Annotated in this window: 19 protein-coding genes and 1 riboswitch; of the genes, 4 read left to right on the top strand and 15 right to left on the bottom strand. The window is 46.8% G+C overall.

Annotated features, from left to right (window positions below; genetic code table 11):
• From ACZM6M_RS16335 to ACZM6M_RS16325, 3 genes are all read right to left on the bottom strand, one after another.
• A partial coding sequence (locus tag ACZM6M_RS16335) for a slipin family protein (protein WP_418926712.1) occupies nucleotides 1-1,049 on the bottom strand: 1,049 nt, incomplete at its 3' end.
• An 87-nt stretch (nucleotides 1,050-1,136) separates the two neighbouring features.
• Nucleotides 1,137-1,313, bottom strand: a complete 177-nt coding sequence (locus ACZM6M_RS16330) for a hypothetical protein (RefSeq protein WP_167544847.1) — start codon at nucleotides 1,311-1,313, stop codon at nucleotides 1,137-1,139.
• A gap of 227 nt (nucleotides 1,314-1,540) precedes the next feature.
• Complete coding sequence (locus ACZM6M_RS16325) at nucleotides 1,541-2,776, bottom strand: RtcB family protein (RefSeq protein ID WP_337933337.1); 1,236 nt, start codon at nucleotides 2,774-2,776, stop codon at nucleotides 1,541-1,543.
• A gap of 122 nt (nucleotides 2,777-2,898) precedes the next feature.
• On the opposite strand from ACZM6M_RS16325, the gene ACZM6M_RS16320 reads away from it, so the two are divergent.
• Nucleotides 2,899-4,164 (top strand): WYL domain-containing protein, encoded by a 1,266-nt coding sequence (locus tag ACZM6M_RS16320; RefSeq protein ID WP_340277901.1) that lies wholly within the window; start codon nucleotides 2,899-2,901, stop codon nucleotides 4,162-4,164.
• Nucleotides 4,151-5,158 carry a WYL domain-containing protein gene (locus ACZM6M_RS16315; RefSeq protein WP_489490573.1) on the top strand — a complete coding sequence of 336 codons (1,008 nt, stop codon included), beginning with the start codon at nucleotides 4,151-4,153 and terminating at the stop codon, nucleotides 5,156-5,158. The genes ACZM6M_RS16320 and ACZM6M_RS16315 overlap by 14 nt, the downstream gene beginning before the upstream one ends.
• 90 nt (nucleotides 5,159-5,248) lie before the next feature.
• Here the strand turns inward: ACZM6M_RS16315 and adhE are convergent, their stop codons facing one another.
• The 9 genes from adhE to ACZM6M_RS16270 form a co-directional block, all read right to left on the bottom strand.
• Nucleotides 5,249-7,861, bottom strand: coding sequence for a bifunctional acetaldehyde-CoA/alcohol dehydrogenase (adhE, locus tag ACZM6M_RS16310; protein ID WP_066543556.1), 2,613 nt, complete (start codon nucleotides 7,859-7,861; stop codon nucleotides 5,249-5,251).
• 418 nt (nucleotides 7,862-8,279) lie between these two features.
• Nucleotides 8,280-9,467 (bottom strand): methionine adenosyltransferase, encoded by a 1,188-nt coding sequence (metK, locus tag ACZM6M_RS16305; RefSeq protein ID WP_066543466.1) that lies wholly within the window; start codon nucleotides 9,465-9,467, stop codon nucleotides 8,280-8,282.
• 185 nt (nucleotides 9,468-9,652) lie between these two features.
• Nucleotides 9,653-9,791, bottom strand: a riboswitch (SAM riboswitch).
• A 144-nt stretch (nucleotides 9,792-9,935) separates the two neighbouring features.
• Entirely contained in the window at nucleotides 9,936-11,792 is a 1,857-nt protein-coding gene (locus ACZM6M_RS16300) for a 5'-nucleotidase C-terminal domain-containing protein (protein ID WP_489490572.1), read from the bottom strand.
• 95 nt (nucleotides 11,793-11,887) lie between these two features.
• Nucleotides 11,888-13,180 (bottom strand): UDP-N-acetylglucosamine 1-carboxyvinyltransferase, encoded by a 1,293-nt coding sequence (gene murA, locus ACZM6M_RS16295; protein WP_066543470.1) that lies wholly within the window; start codon nucleotides 13,178-13,180, stop codon nucleotides 11,888-11,890.
• A 166-nt stretch (nucleotides 13,181-13,346) separates the two neighbouring features.
• Complete coding sequence (locus ACZM6M_RS16290) at nucleotides 13,347-15,827, bottom strand: hypothetical protein (RefSeq protein ID WP_484076972.1); 2,481 nt, start codon at nucleotides 15,825-15,827, stop codon at nucleotides 13,347-13,349.
• A gap of 218 nt (nucleotides 15,828-16,045) precedes the next feature.
• Nucleotides 16,046-17,122: a hypothetical protein gene (locus ACZM6M_RS16285; RefSeq protein WP_489490571.1), complete on the bottom strand. Its 1,077-nt coding sequence runs from the start codon at nucleotides 17,120-17,122 to the stop codon at nucleotides 16,046-16,048.
• A 117-nt stretch (nucleotides 17,123-17,239) separates the two neighbouring features.
• Nucleotides 17,240-17,752, bottom strand: a complete 513-nt coding sequence (locus tag ACZM6M_RS16280; RefSeq protein WP_066543476.1) for a DUF4446 family protein — start codon at nucleotides 17,750-17,752, stop codon at nucleotides 17,240-17,242.
• Nucleotides 17,753-17,807: 55 nt separating this feature from the next.
• Complete coding sequence (locus ACZM6M_RS16275; protein WP_066543478.1) at nucleotides 17,808-18,704, bottom strand: ParB/RepB/Spo0J family partition protein; 897 nt, start codon at nucleotides 18,702-18,704, stop codon at nucleotides 17,808-17,810.
• Nucleotides 18,704-19,471, bottom strand: coding sequence for a ParA family protein (locus ACZM6M_RS16270; protein WP_337433669.1), 768 nt, complete (start codon nucleotides 19,469-19,471; stop codon nucleotides 18,704-18,706). Before ACZM6M_RS16270 ends, ACZM6M_RS16275 begins: the two co-directional genes overlap by 1 nt.
• A gap of 341 nt (nucleotides 19,472-19,812) precedes the next feature.
• Between ACZM6M_RS16270 and ACZM6M_RS16265 the strand changes: the two genes are divergently transcribed.
• Both ACZM6M_RS16265 and ACZM6M_RS16260 read left to right on the top strand, forming a co-directional pair.
• Nucleotides 19,813-20,772: an alpha/beta fold hydrolase gene (locus ACZM6M_RS16265; RefSeq protein WP_296038892.1), complete on the top strand. Its 960-nt coding sequence runs from the start codon at nucleotides 19,813-19,815 to the stop codon at nucleotides 20,770-20,772.
• A gap of 98 nt (nucleotides 20,773-20,870) precedes the next feature.
• Nucleotides 20,871-21,701 (top strand): deoxyribonuclease IV, encoded by an 831-nt coding sequence (locus ACZM6M_RS16260; RefSeq protein WP_066543484.1) that lies wholly within the window; start codon nucleotides 20,871-20,873, stop codon nucleotides 21,699-21,701.
• On the opposite strand, the gene ACZM6M_RS16255 is transcribed toward ACZM6M_RS16260, so the two are convergent.
• The 3 genes from ACZM6M_RS16255 to mnmG all read right to left on the bottom strand — a co-directional run bounded on the left by ACZM6M_RS16255 (nucleotide 21,698) and on the right by mnmG (nucleotide 25,601).
• Nucleotides 21,698-22,825: a LacI family DNA-binding transcriptional regulator gene (locus tag ACZM6M_RS16255; RefSeq protein WP_418494033.1), complete on the bottom strand. Its 1,128-nt coding sequence runs from the start codon at nucleotides 22,823-22,825 to the stop codon at nucleotides 21,698-21,700. The genes ACZM6M_RS16260 and ACZM6M_RS16255 overlap by 4 nt on opposite strands.
• A gap of 102 nt (nucleotides 22,826-22,927) precedes the next feature.
• Nucleotides 22,928-23,692, bottom strand: a complete 765-nt coding sequence (gene rsmG, locus ACZM6M_RS16250; protein WP_066543488.1) for a 16S rRNA (guanine(527)-N(7))-methyltransferase RsmG — start codon at nucleotides 23,690-23,692, stop codon at nucleotides 22,928-22,930.
• 37 nt (nucleotides 23,693-23,729) lie between these two features.
• Nucleotides 23,730-25,601 carry a tRNA uridine-5-carboxymethylaminomethyl(34) synthesis enzyme MnmG gene (mnmG, locus tag ACZM6M_RS16245; RefSeq protein WP_489490570.1) on the bottom strand — a complete coding sequence of 624 codons (1,872 nt, stop codon included), beginning with the start codon at nucleotides 25,599-25,601 and terminating at the stop codon, nucleotides 23,730-23,732.
• Between the last annotated feature and the right edge of the window lies 1 nt (nucleotide 25,602).

Below are 25,602 nucleotides of genomic sequence, written 5' to 3'. Positions count from 1 at the left end.
GAAATCGTCCCCACCTTATCGCAGATCCGCTCCAGATACTCCATCTCCTTAAGCTTAAAGAGGGTCTGGTTTTCATCCATCAGCCTTGCGGTATTTAAGAGGCTTCTGGTAGAAGCTACCTCCTCCCTTCGGGTGATAACATTGGCCTGGGCGCGTTTTTCCGCCAGAAGCACAGTATTCATGATCTCCCGTATCTCCCCCGGAAGGATAATATCCTTGATTCCCGCAGAGACGATTTCCACGCAGTAATCCTCCTGCTTCTTTTTCATCTCCTCCAGCACATACTGGCTGATCTCCTCCTTCTGCTCCAAAAGCTCATCCAGACGGAACCGTCCTACATATTCCCTGAGGATCAGCTGCGCATGGGTATAGAGCTGTGTTCCCACATTTTCCACCAGCATTACCAGCCTGCGGGGATCTGTGATCCTGTAAGTGCAGATCACATTCAGCCGCACCCCCACCTTATCTGCTGTCAGTATCTCCTGACCGGAAATTTCCAGCTGCTGAAGCTTCAGATTAAATACTTTGCAGGTAGTTTCCCTTCCGTAATTCCAGAAAAAGTAAGTTCCCGTTTCCAGCTGCCGCTCAAACTGATTGTCAAAGTACAAAAGCCCGGTCTCTCCGTCCTTAATCACAATTTTCTTATAGTATTTGGCAGGCATCAGCTCCATATACATCCTGGGAAGGGTTTCTTCCATCCATGGCTTTGTGATATCAATCACCTGAAATTCATTTTTCTCAAATACATTCCAAAACAATGTCTCCGGCTTACAGACCACCTCTCTGAACGCTCCATTTACAAACCGGATGGCAATGGATGTATCCGGAAGCACATTTTTTACCACACGGGAAGCAAATTCCGGATTCTTCATCAGGATTTCCTCCGGAATCCCACAGGTATTTACAGCCCCGGTCATGGGAACAATTTTTACCTCACAGCCGGACAGGCTGAGAAAATAGTAGGTTCCCACAGTCAACAGCTTCTCAAAGCGGCCCCTGCGGATCAGATAGCCGCACTCATTTTCATTGATCTTATATTTCTTTATCATAGGTACCTCCCTGTTTCACAAACAATTTCCCTGTTTCATACAGAAAATCCTGCGCCATGCTTCGTCCCCGGCCCAGGGGGCTGTTTCTTAAGCCCAAAGGGCAAAGGACTCCAAAACTTCCTTATCCCGGCTCCTTTGGGCGGTATCCGAAACTGCACAGGCCTTGCCGGAGACTGCCGCGATGCTGCCTGCAGCCGAAGCAAAAAGCGCATTCTTTCTGTGGCCCTGCAGCCTTTTGACTGCAAAGCCGTGCTCCTGTGACATTTTTAAGATGTCTCTTAACGATTGCTATACCCGCTTAGCTACATGACTTGCCATCATGGCAGGATTTGAACCTGCGGCCCATCGTGCTGACTATATGCTGTCCTGCCGGAATACCAAAACGCCATAGGCGACGGCACCGGGGAGCCAGGAAATACTCCTCCCATGGGCAGAACTGCCTGTATCTGACACCGGCCCTCCTGCCCTGCAGGTGCCGGACTCTTCCATCATTATCCCTTTACCACCCCTACGGTCTTCAGCCGTTTGACCGGGGTTACCAGATCCGTTTGGGCGTTCATTACCTGATCGATATCTTTATAGGCAAACCGGCTTTCCTCTGCCACATCTGCCTTTCCCTTCTTTCCCAGAACCACGCCCTGTTTTCTCAGATCCAGGATTACATCCTCACAGGAAAAGGCTTCCATAGCGCCTTTTCTGGAATATTTCCGCCCTGCTCCGTGAGAACAGGAACAAAAACTCTCCTGATTCCCCTTTCCCATCACCACATAGCTGTAAGAACCCATGGCGCCGGGGATAACCGCCAGTTCGCCGTTTTCTGCCCTTACCGCGCCTTTTCTGTGCACCCATACCTCTTTTCCATAGTGTGTTTCGAGGGATGCATAATTATGATGACAGTTAATATCGCCGGAAAACTTCAAATCCAGCTCCGTATATTTTCCAATATACTTTTCCAGGATCGCCTTTACTGCCAGCATCATCTTTTCCCGGTTTTCCTTTGCAAAATCCATGGAAAGCTGCATCCAGCGCAGATACTGGCGGCCCTCCGGGCTGTCCACGGGCAGAAAAGCCAGCCTGTATTCATCCGGCACCTGGCTGTACCATTTCTGGTTCAGCTGACGGGCCTTATAATGAAAATAGTCGCAGACGGATTTTCCAAAATGACGGCTGCCGGAGTGAATCATCACTGCCAGCATCCCCTGATCATCCTCCTGAAGCTCAATAAAATGATTTCCTCCGCCCAAAGTTCCGATCTGAAAATATCCGGCCTCCAGCTGTCCCAAAAGCTCTGTATCCTCCTCATACAGGTTCAGCTCTTCCAGTGCCCGATCCATGGTATAAGAGGGCATCCCCAACTTATGATGGGCAAAGCCCACGGGAACATTTCTCATAATATCACCGATCACCGCCTGGATCAGCGTTCCGTTCCCGGTCTGGATCTCCCGAATGGCCTCTAACGGAATATTGGTTTCCGTATATGCCATCCCGCAGCCAATATCCACACCCACTGCATTAGGGATGATCACTCCCTCTGCAGCGATCACACCGCCGATGGGCATTCCCATTCCTGCATGGGTATCCGGCATCAGATTGACCCATTTATGGAGAAATGGAAGCTGTGCCAGGTGGTATGCCTGTTCCCTGCAGGTCTCTTCCAAATCCTTTTTATCCTCAAGCCATACCTTTACCGGCAATCTCATGGCATCCTTTTCATACATTACGAACATATCCTGCACATCCTTTCATTTCTTATCATGGCTTTATCTTAGCCTGATTTTCCATTTTTATCATTTAAAAAAAGGTGCGAACCCGCTATAATGGAGCTATATCACCCTATGGAGGGATCTATATGGCAGAATTTCAGGAGCTTATCAAAAACTTTGACCGGATCCGGGATTATATGCGCCAGTTTTATATTTATGGATTTAAGGTGAGAAATGATTTTGACTCCCACTGCGCCCGGACCTATGACAACGAACGGAGGCGGATCGAGAGCTGGCTGGGCGATTACACCTGCTCTTCCTATACGACCAAGGGAAAACAGGTCTACATCAATATCGACAGTAAGACAGTGCCCGAAAATCCCCTCTATGCGGCCTGGAAATCGAAAAGCTTTACGGATAATGATATCCTTCTGCACTTTTTCATTCTGGATCAGCTCACCGATCATCCTCAGGGAATGAATGCCTCTGCCCTGAGTGATGAAATTTCCCTTACCTACGGCGTTGCCTTTGACCCCCAGACCGTGCGGCTGAAGCTGAAGGAATACGAATCTCTGGGACTGCTGTGCTCTCATAAAGAAGGAAAAAACCTTATCTATCAGATGCTCCCACCCCAGTTTCCCCATGACTCTCCCTTAAATGATACTCTTTTAACCGCTGTTTCCTTTTTTCAGGGAACCGCCCCTTTCGGGTTTATCGGGAGCACCATTCTGGACTGGCACGACCGGAAAAATACCTTTTTTCAGTTCAAGCATCATTTTATCGTACATACCCTGGAAGATCAGGTGCTCCTGCAAAGCCTTACAGCCATCCGGGAGCACCGTTTGATCGACTATGAAAATAAGAGTTTCCGTTCCGGGAGCATTTCCTCCCAGTCCGGCGTTCCCTTAAAAATCTTTGTAAGCACCCGTACCGGAAGGCGCTACCTCTGTCTGTACCTTCCATCTCTGCGGAGGTTCCACAATGCTCGTCTGGATTCCATTCTCTCCATTACCATTAAGGAGCCCTGGGAAGACTATGAACGAACCTATGAGGCGCTGCTGGCAAATATAAAGCGCTGCTGGGGCGTTTCCTTCGGAAGCGGAAGAAGCCGCCTGGAAACCATCTGCCTGCGCCTTTCTATTGATGAAGAAAAAGAACCCTATGTTTTAAAACGCCTTTATCGGGAGGGGAAAGGCGGAGAAATCCTAAAAATACGGGAGCATGAATATCTGTATACGGGAGCATTTTTCGATACCAATGAACTTCTGTCCTGGGTAAAGTCCTTTACCGGGCGCATTCTGGATATTCAGGGAACCTGTGAACCTGCCATCCTTAAGGTCACAAGAGACTGGGAACGGATGTATCAGATGTACTGCAGCGAAGAAAAGGAAGAAACAAATGGAACTGTTTAATGAGATATACAGCTGTTACTACCACACGGTCCGCCATATTTTGGCGGAAGCTGCCGGCCATTCAGTGAACATGAAAGAAATGGAGCAGATCTGCAAAAATCAGGCCTTTCAGGAAACAGCCCTGGCTGTACTCCCGAAACTTACAAAGGGAGAGTGGCCCCTTCTTTTCCCCTCAAAGGAGCATCCTGGCTGCTATGAAAGTGCCCTGCATTTTTCTCCTCCCGAACTGCCGCTGACTGCACTTCAGATGTCCTGGCTGGCAGCTCTGATCCATGACCCGCGCTTCCGGCTCTTTTTTACGGATGAAGAATTAAAAACTCTTTCAGAATCCCTAAAGGGATTTGAACCGCTGTATCAGCAAGAAAATTTTTACTATTACGACCAGTTTTGCGACGGTGATTCCTATGCTTCACCTTCCTACCAGGAGCATTTTCAGGCAATTTTAAAAGCCCTGAGGGAGCATCATATCCTTTTTATTGGATATGAAGGCAAAAAAGGAATCTGCCATTCCTTTGAAGTCACCCCCTATCAGCTCCAGTACTCCTCCAAGGATGACAAATTCCGTCTCTGCTGTCTGCAGTACCGACGGGGACGCTGCGGCCTAAATACCATTCTCAACCTGGAACGGATCCGTGACTGCCGCGTTTCCCCTGACCTCCTTTCGAACAGCGATATACAGACTCTCTCCTGCCACCGCTTTCTCCCGGTGCGCAAAGCAAAAGAGCCCGTTCTCTTAAAAATAACCGGAGAACGGAACTCTCTTGAACGCTGTATGCTTCACTTTGCCAGCTATGAAAAGCATACGGAATACCATGAAGAAGGCAAATACTGGCTGTGCTCCATTTACTATGATACCGCAGATGAAACGGAGCTTCTCATCGATATCCTTTCCTTCGGCCCCGTAATAGAGGTTCTGGGGCCAGGCCATTTCCGCAGTATGGTGAAAAACCGGGTGAAACGGCAGCATGAGCTTTTGTATAGGACAGTGGAGTAAATATTTCTACGCGAACAGGCCGCCTGCCCTAACCGGACAGACGGCCTGTTCCAAACACAAAGGATAAAGGTTCACCCTCAATGGGTTCGATTATTTTCCGTAATAAGCTCTTAAATACATATCCTTGATCTCGCTCATGAGAGGATATCTTGGGTTGGCACCGGTACACTGGTCGTCGAAGGCCTGCTCCGTCATATCATCCAGTCTGTCTAAGAAGTCTTTCTCGTCAATGCCGTAATCCTTGATGCAGGACTTCACGCCAACAGCCTTCTTTAACTCCTCGATCTTCTCGATCAGCTTCTTCACAGCCTCTTCATCGCTGCCTGCATTGATTCCGCAGAATCTTGCACACTCAGCGTATCTTGCCATGGTATGCGGATACTGGTACTGGGAGAAAGTTCCCATCTTGCGTGGATTCTCAGCAGCGTTGAACTCAACTACCAGAGAGATCATCAGCGCATTTGCAATACCGTGGGGCAGATGGTGGAATGCTCCCAGCTTATGTGCCATAGAGTGGCATACGCCCAGGAATGCGTTCGCAAATGCCATACCTGCCATACAGGATGCGTCTGCCATCTTCTGGCGTGCCTCAACATTGTTTGGCTCATTGTAAGCGATCGGCAGGTAGTCAAATACGTTCTTCATTGCCTTTAATGCAAGTCCGTCTGTATAATCCGTTGCCATAACAGAAGCATATGCCTCTAATGCATGGGTTAAAACATCAACGCCGGAAGCGCTGGTTAAGCCTCTTGGCTGGCTCATCATGTTGTCAGTATCAACAATCGCCATATTTGGAAGCAGCTGGTAATCAGCCAGAGGATACTTGATGCCGGTTTCCTGATCAGTGATAACGGCAAATGGAGTAACCTCAGAACCTGTACCGGAAGAGGTAGGAACAGCTACGAAATAAGCCTTCTCACCCATCTTCGGGAAGGTATAAACTCTCTTGCGGATATCGATAAAGCGCATTGCCATATCCATGAAATCTGCTTCCGGATGCTCGTACAGTACCCACATGATCTTTCCTGCATCCATTGCGGAGCCGCCGCCCATTGCGATAATTACATCCGGCTCAAATTCTTTCATCAGTTTGGCGCCTGCCTGTGCATTTGCCAGAGTAGGATCAGGCTGAACGTCAGAGAATACGGTATATGTGATTCCCATTTCATTTAAACGGTCTGTAATTACATTTGTGTAGCCGTTCTTGTACAGGAAGGAGTCTGTTACGATAAAGGCTCTCTTCTTGCCCATTACATCCTTTAATTCGTTTAATGCTACAGGCAGACAGCCCTTCTTAAAGTAAACCTTCTCAGGTGTACGGAACCACAGCATATTTTCTCTCCTCTCAGCAACAGTCTTAATGTTCAGCAGATGCTTAACGCCAACGTTCTCAGATACGGAGTTTCCGCCCCAGGAACCGCAGCCCAGTGTAAGAGACGGAGCCAGCTTAAAGTTGTACAGATCGCCGATACCGCCGTGGGAGGAAGGTGTATTTACAAGAATACGGCAGGTCTTCATTCTTTCTGCATGCTTCATCATCTTTTCTTTTTCATTTACATTGATGTACAGAGAAGAGGTATGGCCGTAGCCGCCGTCTGCTACCAGACGCTCTGCCTTATCCAGAGCCTCGTCAAAGGTCTTAGCCTTGTACATAGCCAGTACAGGAGACAGCTTTTCGTGAGCAAACTCCTCGCTGATATCTACAGACTCAACCTCGCCGATGATAATCTTTGTATCAACCGGAACATCCACACCTGCCAGCTTTGCGATGGTGTATGCAGACTGTCCTACGATCTTTGCATTTAATGCCCCGTTGATCAGGATGGTCTTTCTTACCTTTTCAATCTCACCCTGCTTTAAGAAATAGCAGCCTCTGTATTCAAATTCCTTCTTAACAGCCTCATATACAGGCTCCAGAACAGTTACAGACTGCTCAGAAGCACAGATCATACCATTATCAAAGGTCTTGGAATGGATAATGGAGTTAACTGCCATACGGATATCAGCCGTATCGTCAATGATAACCGGCGTATTTCCAGCGCCAACGCCCAGCGCAGGCTTACCGGAAGAATATGCAGCCTTAACCATGCCCGGGCCACCAGTTGCCAGGATGATATCAGCGTCTCTCATTACCTCATTGGTCAGCTCCAGGGAAGGAACGTCGATCCATCCAATGATCCCCTCAGGAGCGCCTGCCTTAACAGCAGCCTCCAGCACAACCTTGGCAGCCTCAATGGTACTCTTCTTTGCTCTTGGATGTGGGGAAATGATGATGGCATTGCGTGTCTTTAAGGAAATCAGTGTCTTAAAGATTGCAGTGGAGGTTGGATTTGTAGTAGGGATAACAGCTGCGATCAGGCCGATTGGCTCTGCAATTTTCTTTATACCGTACTCCTTATCCTCCTCAACCACACCAACGGTCTTTGTATTCTTGTATGCATTGTAGATATACTCAGCTGCGTAGTTGTTCTTGATTACTTTATCCTCAACCACGCCCATTCCGGTCTCTTCTACCGCCATCTTTGCCAGCGGAATACGCATCTTATTCGCTGCGCTTGCTGCCGCGAAAAAGATCTTATCTACCTGCTCCTGTGTGTAGGTTGCAAATACCTTCTGAGCCTCGCGCATTGCTGCCATCTTGGCGTTCAGTCCCTCTACGCTGTCAATGATCTCCGGAACTACCTGCTCGGTCTTCTTTGCCATTTCCATTTCCTCCATTTTCCTTGTGTTTGTGTTTGTATTCGGAATGTTTGTCAATTTATTAACAATTTAACTATCCGCATTATATAACATCGTTAAAAAAATGTCAACCATATTTTTTCTTTTTTCAGGTTTTGCGCAAATTTTTAGTCTCAGAGCATACTCTATCGATTCACCAATGGCAAAAAGATTGTTAAATATATAACACCATTTTGGATATTTTGTATAATTTTAAAACCTATCCACTGCTATTTTATAAATTATGGTAAAATATACCTGACAACTATAAAAATAAAACTGTAACATAAGGAGAGCTTTTCTATGTTTCGGCCAATGCCACGTTACGGACAGCAGCTGGAGCTGAAAAAAGGCATCTGCACGCCGATACATACCATTGTGCAAATGCCTTTTTGTATTCTTATTACAGATATTTTTTAAGGGTATCCACCTTATCTAACTTCTCCCAAGGAAGGTCAAGGTCATTGCGGCCAAAATGTCCGTAAGCAGCGGTCTGCTTGTAGATCGGACGACGCAGATCCAGCATACGGATGATTCCAGCCGGACGAAGGTCAAAGTTCTCGCGGATGATCTCTACCAGCTTCTCCTCACTGAGCTTTCCTGTTCCGAAGGTCTCTACCATAATAGAGGTTGGGTGAGCCACGCCGATTGCATAGGACAGCTGGATCTCGCACTTATCAGCCAGACCGGCAGCTACGATATTCTTAGCCACATAGCGGGCCGCATAAGCTGCAGAACGGTCTACCTTGGTGCAGTCCTTACCGGAAAATGCGCCGCCGCCGTGACGTGCCGTTCCGCCGTAGGAATCTACAATAATCTTGCGTCCGGTCAGACCGCTGTCTCCGTGAGGTCCGCCGATTACAAAGCGTCCTGTAGGATTGATAAAGAACTTTGTATTCTCATCTACCATATCTGCAGGAATAATTTCATCAAATACATACTTCTTGATATCTGCATGGATCTGCTCCTGAGTTACATTCTCATCATGCTGAGTGGACAGAACCACTGCATCCAGACGAACCGGCTTTCCATTCTCGTCATACTCTACTGTAACCTGAGTCTTTCCGTCCGGACGAAGGTACTTTAAGGTACCGTTCTTTCTTACCTCAGTCAGTCTTCTAGCCAGCTTGTGAGCCATGGAAATAGGATATGGCATATACTCCTCTGTCTCGTTGCTTGCATAGCCGAACATCATACCCTGGTCGCCTGCACCAATGGCGTCCAGCTCTTCCTCGGACATACGGTTTTCCTTTGCCTCAAGAGCCTTGTCAACACCCATAGCAATGTCGGAGGACTGCTCGTCAATGGCGGTAATCACGCCGCAGGTATCACAGTCAAAACCATATTTTGCACGGTCATAGCCAATCTCGCGAACCGTCTCTCTTACGATCTTCTGGATATCTACATATGCCTTTGTGGTGATCTCGCCCATAACCAGCACCAGTCCTGTGGTGGTCGCTGTCTCGCAGGCAACGCGGCTCATGGGATCCTGCTCCATTAAAGCGTCTAAAATCGCATCAGAAATCGCGTCGCACATTTTGTCCGGATGGCCTTCAGTTACAGATTCAGATGTAAATAATCTTCTCTCCATCAATCATTCTCCTTTTCTTTGCTGTAAAATAAATACATACTGTACTGTGTTTCGTGTCATTTAAGCAGGTGTAATCCTCTGCCCTCTGGCAAAAAGAAAAGTCCGCAGCAACGGCGGACTTGAAAATATCAGATCTTCAAATCCTCTTATTGCTCGATCAAGCACATCAAAAAGCTCTTTTTAAAACTTTATAAGCTGCACTCCTCGCTCAGGCTGGCACCTTCCGGCCCTTTCGCACACCGCATAAGCACTGCTTACGGGATACTCAACCGGGGTTGCCGTGACTTCACAGGTCCTTTATACCTCCATCACTCTGAATAAGGGATATTTACGAACGTTTTCTATTGTGAAATGACTACCAGCATATATTAAATCATTTTTTCTTTCCTGTCAATATACATTTTTCCGCGCAAAAAATCCCGGCAAAGTTCCATCTCCTCTGCCGGAATTTTCATTAAAACAATCTTTTTACCGGATCACAATCCGTCCCTGTCCTTCGGGATTCTCATATTCAGAGGATACAGAACCGCCCAGACCCTGAATATAGGTGGATAATACATCTACATCCACCATAACCTCATCCTTTATAATATTGCAGCCATTAAACATGGTCATGCCGTCCCCACCGGACTTTAACATATAATTATGGGAAGCCACTGTGTAAGTCTTATTCAGATCAATGGGCTGTCCGCCAACCAGAATATCCGTAACTCTGTACGGCCCGTCTACACTGACAAAATTACCCTTATCATCCACCTTTATACTGGATTTTACAGAGCTGTCAATGGTATAGGTCAGACCGGATACATGCATGAAGCCTCCGGACTCCTCAGGATAATTCTTAGCGCCCATTTCCAGGGCATCCTTGATCTGCTGTCCTGTCACCTCTGCCACACATCCCATGTTTCCAAATGGGAATACAGCCAGTGTATCCTCATATGTAATGGTTCCGGACTCAATATCTGTGCGGACGCCTCCGCCATTGCAAAGTCCGATGTCTGCTCCCAGCTGAACTCTGTAAGCATCTGCCGCCAGATCACCAAGATTAGTTTCGCCATTTCTTATCCGGCGTTCTCCGGTGGCCTCATCCTTGATCGTCAGCTTGTACGCTGTACTTCCCAATGGGGTCTTTAAGGTTTCGTTAAACTGCCCCTTGATCTGCTCGATCAGGCTGTGGGTATCCGGATCCACTGCACGGCCATTTTCATTTACAACACTGCCCTGGCGGATGGTAAGAACCATTCCGGGATAAATGGTACCCGGATCAGAAATCTTATCCCGATTGCTGTCATAAATCTCTCTCCAGCGGTCATAGCTTCCCAGCTCTCTCTTGGCGATCCTGCTTAAGGAATCATTCTTCTGAACCGTATAGGTACGATTTACTTCTGAAGGCACAACCTCTGAGATCAGCTCTGTGGAAATCGTTCCATCTGTATGAATGGTCATCTTTCCAATATTTGCCAGCTTAGTGCCTGTCTGGGTAACGATAACATCCTTTCCGTCTGCATCCTTTACTATCATGGATAGTGTAGTTTCATGGGAATGTCCGTCAATGCAGGCATCCACGCCCCGGATATGACCGATCAGGCTTCCGGCACTCCAGCGCTCTGTGATTCCATTTTCTCCCAGATGTCCAACTAAAATCACAAATTCCGCTCCTTCAGCCCTGGCACTGTCCACTGCCGACTGCACCTGATTGTAAAATGCAGTTCCGTCTGCATCCTCACAGAAGGAATAGATATAATTTCCATTCGCATCCTGGAAATAAGCAGGCGTAGATTTTGTAAAGCTTTCCGGTGTGGAAACGCCCACATAAGCCACCTGTGTATCACCGTAAGAAATCATCTTATAGGGTGCAAATACAGACTGTCCGGAAGCAGTGCTGATAAAGTTGCAGGAATAATATCCGCAGTTTAATTTTCCTGCCAATTCCAGAAAGCTGGGCATACCGTAGTCAAACTCATGATTTCCCGGAACTGCCACATCATATCCTGTCTGATTCATGATATCAATGATATAACCGCCCTCGGACAGAGTTCCTACCGGAGCACCCTGGATGGCATCACCTGCATCCACCAGAGTAACATATGGTGTCTGGTTCATCATTTGCTTTTTGTACAGCGCCAATCCGCCGTAACCGATGTTTTCATCAATTGCGCAGTGAACATCATTGGTATATAGAACCACAATGTCCTGATCCGCTCCTTTGACTGTTCCAGCCTCCTGTGCCCATGCGGACATGGACATACCTGTGATAAGGCTGCAGGTAAGAATCAGGGACCAAAGCAGACCCAGGAACCTTCTTTTTCCTGTTCTCCCGGTCATTTCATAACCCTCCTTATGAGATAATTTTGCCTCTGCCCGGATTACTCCTGACAGAGGCTATTCTTATATGAAACCGTACGATGGATATACGGTCATCATCCTACCCTAAGTTTAAATTTCTGCATCTCCCTTTCAGAATCCACCAGCTCGATCATGGCTCCCAGCCCCTGGAGCTTTTCCTCAAAGCTTTCGTATCCCCTCTGAATATATCCGATCTCATCTACAATGGTATATCCTTCTGCCGCCAGCCCTGCGATTACCAGAGCTGCACCTGCCCGAAGATCCGGCGCATTTACCTGAGCGCCAGTAAAGCCTTCTACGCCGTTAATCACAGCTACATTTCCCTCTACCTTGATAGAGCTTCCCATGCGTGCCAACTCGTCCACGTATTTAAAACGATTCTCAAAAATGCTTTCTGTAACCATACTGGTTCCTTTGGTAAGAGCCAGTGTAACAGCCATCTGAGGCTGCATATCGGTAGGAAAGCCGGGATATGGCAGTGTCTTAATATCTGTATGACGCTGGTTCGGCTTACCCACAACACGGACTGCGTCATCAAACTCGATCACCTCACAGCCAATCTCTGTAAGCTTGGCGGAAATCGCCTCCAGATGCTTTGGAATTACATTTTTTACCATCACATCGCCTCTGGTTGCTGCTGCTGCACACATAAAGGTACCAGCCTCGATCTGATCCGGAATAATAGAATATTCTGTGCCGTGAAGCCGCTCTACGCCCCTGATACGGATTGTGTCTGTTCCTGCACCCTTAATATTGGCTCCCATACTGTTAAGGAAGTTTGCCACATCTACGATATGGGGCTCCTTGGCAGCATTCTCAAGAATCGTCTGTCCCTCTGCCATAGCAGCAGCCATCATGATATTGATGGTCGCTCCCACAGAAACCACATCCAGATAAATATGACTTGCCACCAAATCAATGGCATGGGCGATCACTGCTCCGCCCTCAATCTGTACATCTGCTCCCAGCGCCCGGAAGCCCTTAATATGCTGGTCAATGGGGCGGCTTCCGATATTGCAGCCTCCGGGAAGAGGAACCTGAGCGCTCTTGTATTTTCCTAAAAGAGCACCGATAAAATAATAGGACGCACGGATCCGGCGGATATATTCGTCATCCACGGATACTTCTCTGATATTTCCTGCGTTGATCTTTACTGTATGGCGGTCAATGCGGTGTACGCTGGCACCGATCTCCTGGATTGCTTCCAGCATAACATTGATATCCCGCACATCCGGCAGATTGTCGATAAGAACATCCTCATCGGTCATAATGGATGCTGCCAGAATACCAAGTGCGGCATTTTTGGCTCCGCCTATGGTCACATCGCCCACCAGCGGATTGCCGCCTTTTATAATATAATGTTCCATTTTATACCTCAATTACTGATCGAACAGACCTTAATTTTTCTTTCTGTCTTTGTTCACATTTTATTTACATCTCTTAGATTATACCATAAGAACAGGATTTGTAAAGCAAACTCGCCTGCCGGGCGAAAAAAACGTTTCACCGGACAGGCGTGTTTCAAAATTATTTTTATTCAATTTTTAACCCGCACAGGAAACGGTTATGCTGGCTTCCAAAGTGCGCGGCTGCGTCCCCCAGCCCCATTTTTACGTTTTCCTGGACAGCAGGATCATAAATGGTTACATTATAGGTATCATAACCGGACAGAAGAACATAACTTCCATCCTCTCTGTAAGCGGCTGCCGGAATCCCTTTATCAATAAAATACAATACCTGATTCAGTGTACAGCCCGTAGCGTCAATCACCATGATCCCGTCCTCATACAGCGTACTTCTGGTAAATCCATCCAGATGGCTCATCACTGCACCGGCTGCACCGGATGGATCTTTCAGATTTCGGATCGGCTGACGGTTAATGCGATCCCAGACAAGGTGTCCTCTTTCATCTGTCACAAATCCCATTTTATCATAGGCAAGGTTCACAGCTTCTGCAAACTGTCTGGATGCTCCCAGAAAATGGCCGCCTCCGTAAGCGTAAAAAATCACTTCACCTTTTTCTCCCGAAGCCGCTTTTCCTGCCAGCTCCAGAGTACCTGTATTTTCATACGAAAATGCCTTTGGCCGTTCGGATTTTACAGACGAAGCCTTCTGGTCTGAATCCATCTGTACAAAATACATTCGTCCCATCTCGGAAGAAGCATACCAGCCAATTCCCTCCAGTGGATCTGTTTCCACCTTTTCATTGCAGACAATGGTATCCTCATCCTGATAGGAATACTGATTGTCCCCCAGCTTTACCAGCCTCTTTAAATGAATCCGTCCATCCTCCGTCACCACATCTGAAATGTAGATTCCGTCCTTTCTGTATTCGCTTTCAATGTTCATCTCACTGTCTGCGATATACATCACATACATGGGGATTTCCTGCACCCTTCCGTTTACACTCCAGACATCCTCCTGCCGGGCAAAACCATAGATCAGATCACTTCCTACAAAGCCCAGAACCCTGGCATAATCACCTTCTGAAACAGGAATTTCCTGTTTTTGGGATGTATTAAAATCCATCACATGAATCCTCTCATCCCGGGTGTCCTCTCTCTTTTCCTGCCATGCCATGCGGCTTCCGTCATGGCTTACCGCAAAGGTTCCCTCCGTAAGTCCCTGAGCTACAGAAATGGATTCGTTACTGCTTAAATCAATTCCAAATACATTTCCATTCAGCATCAGATATACCATTTCTCCGGGACTTACATAGGCCAGCTGCTCTATATCCTTTTTTAATTTTTCAAATTCCTGAACAACCGGAATGAAGAATTTCTCCTGGACTGTATTGCTTCCCGCATCATAGCGATAAAATATCACTCCGGTTTGACCCTCATACGGTCCACGGTTCATATAGCCGTAAACCAGAAAATCTGCCGAGCCGTCATCTCCTGCTCTCAAAATCTGTACATCATGATCTCCATAGCTGCTGCGCACATCGTCTGTTTCTCCATTTGAAAATGTAAACACACACATGATCCTGTGATCTGATTGATCATAACGCCACAGATTGCCATTTACTTTAAAAAGAATATACCGGGAATCCTGGCTCTTTACCGTACCAATACCGGCTTCATCGGAAATTCCCAAAACAATCCTCTTTCCGGAAAATGCCCCTTCACTTCCTGTAAAAATATGGTTGGCATTGCGCTCATAATTCATTAAGTAGATCCGCTGCTCATTCCATTTCATGGCAAAATTATCTTCTGCCTCTGCCAGACTCTCCTTTCCCTGCGAATCTGTAAGCCGGACATAATATTGAACCTGAACCTGTCCCATAATCCCGTCAAATTCCTGAAGGGTAATCCTGGGTTCTCCTTCCATCTCCGCATGGAGTCCATCCCAGGTCAAATGATCAAAACTGGCCCGGATCGTCACATGGCCCAGAGAACTGTTATCCTCCTCCGGACTGGTTTCCAGATACGATACCAATTCCTTTGCCTGCTCATAATCCAAACTCTTTCTTGTAAATTCCTCTGCCAGCTGCAGCATATCCAAAGCCCTTGGAGCATCCGTCCACATGATACGGGTATAATACTGGATCTGCTGTTCTGCTGTCTTTACATTTAAAATTAAGAGATACGCTTTATCCTTAGAAATCAGATTCTGGATAGGAAGGCTCACTGTGGTTATGCCCTCCTTGCTGGACCAGTCCGAAAGCTCTGTCCGTTCAATCAGGCGATCCATGGAAAGATTCCTTATCTCATAACTGATTTCTGTAATTGTATTTCCAAACTCATGGATGCGAAGATTCAGTCTTCTGTCTGAAGACAAAACAGAAATCGCTTCTCCGGCCGCACGATTTCCCATATCCTGAACATATCCGTGCAGACCGTTAATCTCCTTTCCTTCAAACTCCGTATATACCACCGGCAATCTTGATTCATCCATGGATGAATATACGGCACCCTCCTGCTCTGATGTCCTGTGTGCACCGATAAAGTATACCACCAATGCAGCCAGAAAAACCACAAACAGGATTCCTGCTCTCTGTATTATTTTTTTCATCTGTTCATTCCTTTTCAGAATTTTATCTGCTCAATTTTACCTTTCCATCTCCGGTGTGAGAACTGGCAGAAAAATCCGCTTACAAGCAAGCTTGACACATATTTTTCTGCCAGTTCTCCCTCCGTCCTGAATCGTTACCTCTATTTTATATAATAACCGTTAAAACTACAACTTAATCTTTTTTGAATATTTCCTGTGATAACTTTTATGCTGTAATTCTATCCAATACACATTCCTCTGCGGCACCGCCGGTTCTGCATCTCATCTAAAATCAAGGTCTTTACAATATCGCGAAACCAGGCTGGATAAATACCAGGTCTGGGTGGACGTACCGGACCGGGACCCTGCGGTGGATACGGTGGACGCACTGGGCCGGGACCCTGCGGCGGATACGGTGGACGCACCGGGCCGGGACCCTGCGGCGGATACGGTGGACGCACCGGGCCGGGACCCTGCGGTGGATACGGTGGACGCACTGGGCCGGGACCCTGCGGCGGATACGGTGGACGCACCGGGCCGGGACCCTGCGGCGGATACGGTGGACGCACCGGGCCGGAACCCTGCGGTGGATACGGTGGACGCACCGGACCGGAACCCTGCGGCGGGCGGGGCGGACGTCTGAGTTCCTGTCCCAGTAGCACCGGGCCATTTTCAGTTTCCACAGGAACAACCGGGGCATACATGGATCCCATCCCCCAAGCCATTCCCTGCACGTCCGGCCTAATCCCATTGATCCCCCAGCCGTTCCACCAATTCCTCAATGGAAGTCTCATTTCCTGGCTTTCAATTATTCTGTTATGTTCTCTTAAATCCGCCTCTGCTGTTACCTGATAGATATTTTCTTCCATGTCACTTTCCATGGGATTCTTATTTTCTTCTGCCCCTTCTTTTATATTCTCCTCTCCCCTCTCATCCACAGTCTTTTTTTTACCATCATTTTTCTTGTTTTCTTCATCATTTAACTCCTCTGTTTCAACCTTTTCTTTTTCCCGATCTGTACCTTTTTCCACCCCTTTTTTTTCCTGATCCACTACTTCCTCTTCCTGTTCTTCTTCCACGCTCATTCTTTCAATCGTCTTTTTCTCCTGCATCTCCCACGCCTCTCTTAAAATCCCCATGTCTCCGGATGTACTCACAGCCTCACAAACGGAATTGCACATTTGATCTACCATTCTCTGTTCTGGCCACTCATCATACATAGGGCTGTTTTGATAATCCATTCTGTCACATGCTTCCGATACATAGCTCTGTATCATCCGGATTTCTCTGGGATACATACTTTTAAAATTTTCCATTCATCTGTCCTTACCCATATCTTTCACTTTTATCATATGCAGAAACCATAAAAAATGTTTCACGTGAAACATAAAAAAAGGATATCTGAGTTTATATTCCCAGATATCCCTGCATCATCAATTTTTCTTTACATATCCCAATGCCTGCTCCAGAGCTTCCTGCTCCTCATTTCCCAGCACCTTTTCAGTCTTGCCTGCATCTACTTCCTTCATATATAAATAGCAGCCCTCCTTACTGTGAATACAATTCAAAATAAAGCCACTGTTCGTATAATCCAAAACTGCAATTACAAAGCTCAGTGTTCCTCCCATTCCAGGAAATGCATTATATCGAACCATTCCAAATTTTTGAAAGGAAGAACGGAAGTTTCGATTCAACGTTCGAATCGAGTCCTTGGCTGCCCGATCCTCTGCCTTCAAAATACGAATTTCCTCCAGCTGATCCAGTATCACATCCTCCAGTGTTTCCGCATCCTTTCCCCGCATAAAATAATCATATTTCCGACTCAATTTTTTCAGCTTTGCCATAGCAGCAATTACAAGAATCAATAGAATCACTACCAAGCCTGACAATATTACAATAATATATGCCGGATCAAATGGAAGTTCAAATAGCATACTGTTTTCCATTCTTATCTAATCTCTCCTTACTCTTATCCGAATGTTAGATACAGAATCTTTATTTCTAGTGGATGGACTCAATCAATTCCACAATTCGTTCCAACTCTGCCTCTGAATAGTATTCGATTTCTATACGGCCTTTGTTCTTATCCTTATTATGTATGCTGACCTTTGTTCCCATAATGGTTTTCATTCTGTCTTCCAGATTTTGATAAATCAGCATCAGGGCATCATCCGCTTTCTTTTCCTTCTTTTCTTCTCCAGCAGCTTCCTTGGCCATCCGTTTTACCAACCGTTCTGTTTCCCGAACACTTAAGCTTTTTTCTATAATTTCCTTTGCTGCCTTTAACTGCAGCCCCCCACCGTCCAGAGAAAGAAGCGCTCTGGCATGACCGCTGCTAATAATACCCTGGATGAGCATTTCCTGAATCTGCTCATCCAGCTTTAAAAGACGCATGGTATTCGTAATGGTCGCTCTGTTTTTTGCTACACGCTCTGCAATTTCCTCCTGCGTGAGATTAAACTCACGAATCAGCTGCTGATACGCCTTCGCCTCTTCAATAGGATTCAGATCTGCCCGCTGAACATTTTCAATCAGAGAAATCTCCATTGCTTCCTGTCGGCTGTACTCCTTTAAAACCACCGGCGCTTCCTTGAGTCCCGCCATCTGGGCAGCTCTCCATCTTCTTTCTCCGGCAATAATCTCGTAAAAGTTCCCATTCTTCTTTACAAGAAGCGGCTGAAGAATCCCGTACCGTTTGATTGAGGCAGATAACTCCTTAAGCTTTTCCTGATCAAATGTCTTTCTTGGCTGCTCCTTATTAGGCTGAATCAGAGAAAGCTTTACCATCAGTTCCTTTCCTTTTCCATCTTCCATCGCAATCTTTTCTTTCTGTTCCTTAATCACTTCTTCCCCAAAGATTGCGCCCAAACCTTTTCCCAAACCTCTTTTAGCCGCCATTATACCTCTCCTCTGCTAATCACTTCTGCTGCCAGCATACGATAGCTCTCCGCACCCGTAGAACGGGACGAATAGTGATTGATGGACATTCCATGACTTGGAGCTTCTGCAAGCCGCACATTTCTTGGAATGATTGTTTTATAGATTGTCTGATTCAGATTACTCTTCACACTCTCCACTACCTGAAGAGACAGATTGGTTCTGGCATCATACATAGTAAATACTACGCCTTCCAGTTCCAATGACGGGTTCAGCTTTCTCTTCACCAAATCTACCGTCTTTAACATCTGATTCAATCCCTCCAATGCGTAATACTCACACTGGATTGGCACCAGCACGGTATCAGCTGCTGTCAAAGCATTAATCGTAAGTATATTTAATGAAGGCGGACAATCAATTAAAATGAAATCATACTCATCCCGTACCATGTCTAACGATTTCTTAAGCAGAATCTCTTTCTCGTCCAATTCCTGAAATTCAATCTCCGCACCCGCCAGATTCATATCCGAAGGAAGTACATCCAGATTTTCCTGAACCTCTTTTGTGATGCACTCCTTTATAGAAGCCTCTCCAGCCATCATATCATAAACGGTCTGTTCAAAATCCTTTTCTTCCAGGCCCAGGCCGCTGCTGGCATTTCCCTGTGGGTCAAAATCCACCAGCATTACATGCTGTCCTGCTTCTGCAAGGCAGGCTGCCAGATTGATCGCCGTGGTTGTTTTTCCTACTCCACCCTTCTGATTTGCTATTGTAATAATCCGTCCCATATCCGTTTCCTCACGTTCGTTTTCGATGTACCAGACGATTATAACACAACTTTTCTGCTTTTCCTATGAAAAACTCTGCATTTGTATTTATTTTTCTATTTTATACAAAATATTACATGAGTAATGTTTCACGTGAAACATTACCATCTGTAGACAAGGAAGCACTGTGTTCTGGTGTTTAGGACGCCAGAACACAGTAAAGTGCGGAAACTCAAAAAACAGTTTTCATTGTAATCACTATCCACTTGTACTATAATAATCTTACCATCAGCGGACAAAAACTGCCCGGTTTACGAACCAGCACACGACACCTATCATTACTTTTTCAGGAGATAAAACGAATGAAAACAAGAAATAAATTATTGACTCTGCTCATACTGGCTGCAGGTGATGCTGCCGCCACTGCCTGTATCAACAAGGCTATTAAACTGTCTGCGATTTCCAGACACATTCTTGAAAATGAAAGCAGCGCCTCTCTATGCTATCACTGGCGCTTTGGAAACATTCACTATACAAAAGAAGGCAGTGGTAAACCGATTCTTCTGATCCATGATCTCTCCCCCGCTTCCAGCGGTTATGAATGGAAAGAATTTGCCCGACGTCTTGCAAAGGATCGAACCGTCTATACCATTGACCTGTTGGGATTTGGCCGTTCAGAAAAGCCGAATCTCACCTACACAAACTATCTTTACGTCCAGCTGATTTCAGATTTTATTAAATCAGAAATCGGTCACCGCACCGATGTGGCGGCAACTGGAGACTCCTCTTCGATTGCTGTCATGGCCTGCAGCAATAGTCCGGAGCTCTTTGACCGGCTTCTTCTGATCAATCCCGAATCTCTGCTCTCCAGCAGTCTGGTTCCGGGAAAAAATGCCCGGCTTTATAAGTTGATTTTGGATCTTCCCATTGCAGGAACTCTGATTTACAATATAGCCTGCAGCCGAAAAAATCTTACTCAGGATTTTATGAGCCGCTGCTTCTGTAATCCCTACTCTGTTAATTCCCGGCTGGTTGATGCTTACTATGAAGCAGCCCATCTGGGAGCTTCTCCAAAATCCATTTATGCCAGTGTAAAATGTAACTACACGAAATGCAATATTACAACCGCTCTGCGCCGGATTGATAACAGCATCTGTCTTTTTGGCGGAGCAGAGTTGGATGGTATGTCCGAAACCATGGAAGATTATCAGAATTACAATCCTGCAATCGAAACAGTGCCAGTTCCTAAGGCGAAACATTTGCCCCATCTGGAATCCCCTGCTCGATTTTATGAATTATTCCGCCCTTATCTGGAAAATTAAAATACCGGCAGTTTCTACTATAAATGTTTCACGTGAAACATTTCTGCAGAAACTGCCGATCAATTTTACATAAAAACAATGTTAAAGGAGGCTCCTATATGTTACGAATCGGCTGTCATCTTTCCTCTGCCAAAGGCTACTGTTCCATGGCAAAGGATGCTGCCAAAATACATGCAAACACCTTTCAGTTTTTCTCACGCAACCCCCGCGGAGGAAATGCCAAAGAAATCAATCCTGAAGATGTAGCTCTATTTCTTAAAAAGGTGCAGGAACAGAATCTGATTCCCATTCTCTGTCATGCCCCCTATACTCTGAATGCCTGCTCTGCCGATCCTCATCTCAGGGATTTTGCCAGAAAAACTATGGCAGATGATCTGGCACGGATGGAATATACTCCCGGAAATCTTTATAACTTCCATCCGGGAAGTCATGTGAAACAGGGTGTTGATGTGGGAATTTCCTACATCGCAGATATGTTAAATGCCATATTAAAACCGGAACAAACCACCACTGTCCTCCTAGAAACCATGGCTGGAAAAGGAAGCGAAATCGGCCGCAGCTTTGAAGAACTTCGCCAAATTCTTGACCGGATAGATCTGTCCGACCATATGGGGATCTGTATGGATACCTGTCATGTATGGGATGCCGGCTATGATATCGCAAACCATCTGGATGATGTTCTCGCAGAATTTGATCACATCATTGGTTTAAATCGTCTGAAAGCCATCCATCTCAATGACAGCATGAATCCCCTTGGTTCTCACAAAGACCGCCATGCCCGGTTGGGCGAAGGCCAGATTGGCCTTCCGTCCTTAAAAGCCATTATCAATCATCCCGCCTTACGCCATCTTCCCTTCTATTTGGAAACACCGAATGATCTGGATGGCTATGCCCGTGAGATTGCCATGATGCGCGAAGCCTGGAGTTAACGCTCCGGGCTTTCTTTTTCCTTTTTTCCTGCCAATTTCTTTTTTCTAGCGCTTTCTGTAACCGTTTTCATATTCCCGGATCCGCGCAGAATCAGCCTGCATGGAACCATTACACGCTTTCCGATTCTGCGTTCCTGTTCTTTTTCATCAAATCGTTCCTGAAGCAGTCTCATCGCTTCCCTTCCCTGTTCCACTGCATCCCGCTCCACAACAGAAAGACGATATCCCAGCTCATATAAAACCGGCTGATCATCAAAGCCCATAAAGCCCAAATCTTCTCCTGCCGTCAGCCCCTTCCTTTCCAGACATTTCATGCAGCTGCATGTTCCTTCCCCGCTCAGCGCAAACAGGGCCGTAGGCGGTGTATTTTCTTCTAAAAGCCGCGCAATCGCATCTGCTGTTTCTGCTCCGCTTTCTCCGTTGTATATTACATATTCATCGGAAACCTCCAGGCCATGATCCTCCATTGCCTGCATAAAGCCCCGAAAACGCTCCCTGTCCTCTCTGAAATTGCCTTTTTCACGAATGACTGCAATCTTTTTATGGCCTGCATCCATAAGGGACTCAGCGCCTTCATAAGCCCCCCTCCAGTTATCTCCAAACACACAGTCAAACGGTGCTCCTTTTATATTCCCTTCTGTCAAGATCACTGGCATTCCCTGCTCTTCCAGATGGAGAAGTTTATCTCTCGTCCCCCTGTCATCAGAAGCTGCGGGAGCAACGATAAGCCCTTTCATTCTCTGGTTTTCAGCAGCCTCCAGAAACTCATGCTGCTTCTTTATATCCCCTCCTGTGTTCATAAGAACAATATTGTAGCCGAAAGGCTGAGCCAGACGGCAGATCCCTTCCAGAATCCCACTGTAAACTCTCTGACTTGCGGAAGGGAGAATCACTCCAATACTGAAGCTGTCTCTTCCGCTCAGACTCCTTGCGATCAGACTGGGCGTATAGTTATTTTTCTCAACTGCCGCCATTACCTTTTTCTTTGTCTCTTCTTTCACATATCCCGAACCATTTAGTACACGGGATATGGTAGCCGGAGATACTCCTGCCACCCGGGCAATTTCTTTAATATTCATGCGACCTTGTCCTGCCTGTACTGTATTTTCTGTAATCGTTTTCATAGTGTATCCCCTGTTTTTGCATCATGCGTCATAAAGTACGTGTAACCGTTTTCCATCTCTTCTGCGGCACTGATCTCACCCACATATGCTCTGCCTTCACGCCTATTTTCCCAGAGGTTCTTTCCCCGGCATTCCCGCTTTTCTTGGATATCTGGAAGATACCGGCTTTACTTTACGAATACGGATCAGACTTCTGGCTCCATCTCCTTCCGGTAAAGAAAAGCGCACCACTTCGTTTATTTCTCCTCCCAGAATTGCTGCTGCTTTCTTTCCCTGATTCAGCTCTTCCTCAATTTCTCCTGATTTATAAGGAATAAAGAATCCCCCTTTTTTTACAAAAGGAATACAATATTCTGACAGCGATGCCAGATTTGCTACTGCTCTGGACACTGCCAGATCATACTGCTCCCTGTGCTCTTTCATCCGTCCTGCATCCTCTGCCCTTCCATGGATGCACTGTACATTCTCCAGTTCCAGCTCTCTGCATACCTGCTCTAAAAATTTTACTCTTTTATTCAGCGAATCCAGCAACGTGAGTTTAATCTGAGGAAATGCAATCTTAAGCGGGATTCCAGGGAACCCCGCTCCGGTTCCCACATCAATCACAGAAACCGTTTTCATATCTTTAGCTTCACCTTCAGACTCCCGATCCAGAAGCTCATGATACGCCTTTACCAGGCAAAGACTGTCACAGAAATGCTTTGCCACCACGTCCCCTTCCTCTGTAATGGCTGTCAGATTCATCACTTTATTTGTCTCCACCAGCATTTCATAATATTTAAAAAACTGTTCCAACTGCCTCTGGCTCAGGGTTATATTCAGCTCCCTTGTCCCGGCCTTCATTTTCTCAGCAAATGATTCTGTCATTGATCCCGTCCTCTCTTTTATATGTAAAAACCATCTTTTACTCTCTTCCCAGATACACTAAAAGCACTGATATATCCGCTGGAGATACCCCGGAAATCCGTGATGCCTGTCCCACGGTAGACGGCTGTATCTGATTCAGCTTCTGAACAGCTTCCCGACGCAGGCTCTTTACCTGGCTGTAATCAAAGTTTTCCGGCAGATGCCTGCCTTCCAGCTTCTTAAACTGGGCTACCTGCTGTCTCTGCCTCTTTATGTAGCCCTCATACTTGATTTCAATATTTACCTGCTCCCGCACATCAAATGGAAGATCCGGCCTTTTTTTATCAATTTCCCTGATCTTTTCATAATCCAGCTCCGGCCGGCGCACCAGCTCTGCCAGCGTACTTCCTGATTTAAGAGGCGTACTTCCGTACTGCTCCAGAACTGCCTGGACTGCCGGCGTTCCGCCGATGGCAGTATTTTCTAAACGGCGTATTTCTTCTTCGATGGCCTGACGTTTAGAGAGCAGCTTTTCATACTCCTCATCGCTTACCAATCCGATTTTATGACCGATTTCCCGAAGCCGTAAATCGGCATTATCCTGGCGCAGCAAAAGCCGGTACTCTGCCCTTGAAGTCATCATCCGGTATGGCTCATGGTTTTCCTTGGTCACCAGATCGTCAATCAGAACGCCGATATAGGCCTGTGACCGGTCTAACACTACCTGCTCTCTTCCCAGCACCTCCATAGACGCGTTTACGCCCGCCATAAAGCCCTGAACTGCTGCCTCCTCATATCCGGAGCTTCCGTTAAACTGACCGCCCGCAAACAGGCCTCTGATGCGTTTAAACTCCAGGGTAGACTTTAACTGCAGGGCATTGATGCAGTCATACTCGATCGCATAGGCATTGCGCACGATCGTTACATTCTCTAACCCCGGTACGGTGCGGTACATGGCATACTGCACGTCTTCCGGCAGAGAGCTGCTCATTCCGCCCAGATACATTTCATTGGTATAAAGTCCCTCCGGCTCCACAAACACCTGATGGCGCTCCTTATCAGGAAAACGCACTACCTTGTCCTCGATAGACGGACAATATCGAGGGCCTGTTCCCTCAATGGCTCCTGAAAACAGCGGCGAACGGTCCAGATTATCCCGGATGATCTGATGGGTCTCCCCATTGGTATAGGTCAGCCAGCAGGAAACCTGCTCCTTCTGTATGCTGTCCGGATCGGTTGAAAATGAAAACGGCACAATCCGCTCATCTCCAAACTGCTCCTCCATCTTTGCAAAATCAATGCTTCTCTTATCCACTCTGGCCGGAGTTCCCGTCTTAAACCGGAACATCTCGATCCCATTATCAATCAGAGACTGTGTCAGGTGGTTGGCCGCCTGAAGGCCATTAGGCCCTGTAGGATTGCTTACATCCCCGTAAATGCATCTGGCCCGCAGATAGGTGCCTGTACACAAAACGACCGCCTTTGCGTGGTATACAGCGCCGGAAAAGGTCTTTACGCCTCTTACAGCGCCCTCTTTTACAATCATCTCCGATACCTCTGCCTGGCGTATGGTCAGGTGTTCGGTCTGTTCCAGGGTCTGCCTCATGGCCTGAGTATAGGCCTGCTTATCCGCCTGGGCCCTGAGGGAGTGAACCGCCGGCCCCTTGGATTCATTTAACATCTTGGACTGGATAAAGGTCTTATCAATATTTTTGCCCATTTCTCCCCCAAGCGCATCCAGTTCACGAACCAGATGGCCCTTGGAGCTGCCTCCTATATTGGGATTGCAGGGCATCAGGGCAATGCTGTCCACACTGACCGTAAACATGATGGTTTCAAGCCCAAGCCGCGCGCAGGCTAACGCCGCCTCGCAGCCCGCATGGCCTGCTCCCACCACCACGATATCATAACTTTCTTCCAAATACGGCATC

This window comes from Enterocloster sp. (genome assembly GCF_057861365.1).
Note: the sequence above shows the minus strand (reverse complement) of the source record. Positions and strands in the feature narration are given on the sequence as shown.

Excerpts from the sequence above, each read along its gene's own strand:
- ACZM6M_RS16330 (WP_167544847.1), bottom strand. The coding sequence starts at position 1,313 with ATGTCACAGGAGCACGGCTTTGCAGTCAAAAGGCTGCAGGGCCACAGA.
- ACZM6M_RS16285 (WP_489490571.1), bottom strand. The coding sequence starts at position 17,122 with ATGGAAAATTTTAAAAGTATGTATCCCAGAGAAATCCGGATGATACAG.
- adhE (WP_066543556.1), bottom strand. The coding sequence starts at position 7,861 with ATGGCAAAGAAGACCGAGCAGGTAGTTCCGGAGATCATTGACAGCGTA.
- ACZM6M_RS16320 (WP_340277901.1), top strand. The coding sequence starts at position 2,899 with ATGGCAGAATTTCAGGAGCTTATCAAAAACTTTGACCGGATCCGGGAT.
- mnmG (WP_489490570.1), bottom strand. The coding sequence starts at position 25,601 with ATGCCGTATTTGGAAGAAAGTTATGATATCGTGGTGGTGGGAGCAGGC.
- ACZM6M_RS16300 (WP_489490572.1), bottom strand. The coding sequence starts at position 11,792 with ATGACCGGGAGAACAGGAAAAAGAAGGTTCCTGGGTCTGCTTTGGTCC.
- ACZM6M_RS16260 (WP_066543484.1), top strand. The coding sequence starts at position 20,871 with ATGTTACGAATCGGCTGTCATCTTTCCTCTGCCAAAGGCTACTGTTCC.
- ACZM6M_RS16325 (WP_337933337.1), bottom strand. The coding sequence starts at position 2,776 with ATGTTCGTAATGTATGAAAAGGATGCCATGAGATTGCCGGTAAAGGTA.
- ACZM6M_RS16270 (WP_337433669.1), bottom strand. The coding sequence starts at position 19,471 with ATGGGACGGATTATTACAATAGCAAATCAGAAGGGTGGAGTAGGAAAA.
- ACZM6M_RS16280 (WP_066543476.1), bottom strand. The coding sequence starts at position 17,752 with ATGGAAAACAGTATGCTATTTGAACTTCCATTTGATCCGGCATATATT.
- metK (WP_066543466.1), bottom strand. The coding sequence starts at position 9,467 with ATGGAGAGAAGATTATTTACATCTGAATCTGTAACTGAAGGCCATCCG.
- ACZM6M_RS16315 (WP_489490573.1), top strand. The coding sequence starts at position 4,151 with ATGGAACTGTTTAATGAGATATACAGCTGTTACTACCACACGGTCCGC.
- ACZM6M_RS16265 (WP_296038892.1), top strand. The coding sequence starts at position 19,813 with ATGAAAACAAGAAATAAATTATTGACTCTGCTCATACTGGCTGCAGGT.
- ACZM6M_RS16275 (WP_066543478.1), bottom strand. The coding sequence starts at position 18,704 with ATGGCGGCTAAAAGAGGTTTGGGAAAAGGTTTGGGCGCAATCTTTGGG.
- ACZM6M_RS16290 (WP_484076972.1), bottom strand. The coding sequence starts at position 15,827 with ATGAAAAAAATAATACAGAGAGCAGGAATCCTGTTTGTGGTTTTTCTG.
- ACZM6M_RS16255 (WP_418494033.1), bottom strand. The coding sequence starts at position 22,825 with ATGAAAACGATTACAGAAAATACAGTACAGGCAGGACAAGGTCGCATG.
- rsmG (WP_066543488.1), bottom strand. The coding sequence starts at position 23,692 with ATGACAGAATCATTTGCTGAGAAAATGAAGGCCGGGACAAGGGAGCTG.
- murA (WP_066543470.1), bottom strand. The coding sequence starts at position 13,180 with ATGGAACATTATATTATAAAAGGCGGCAATCCGCTGGTGGGCGATGTG.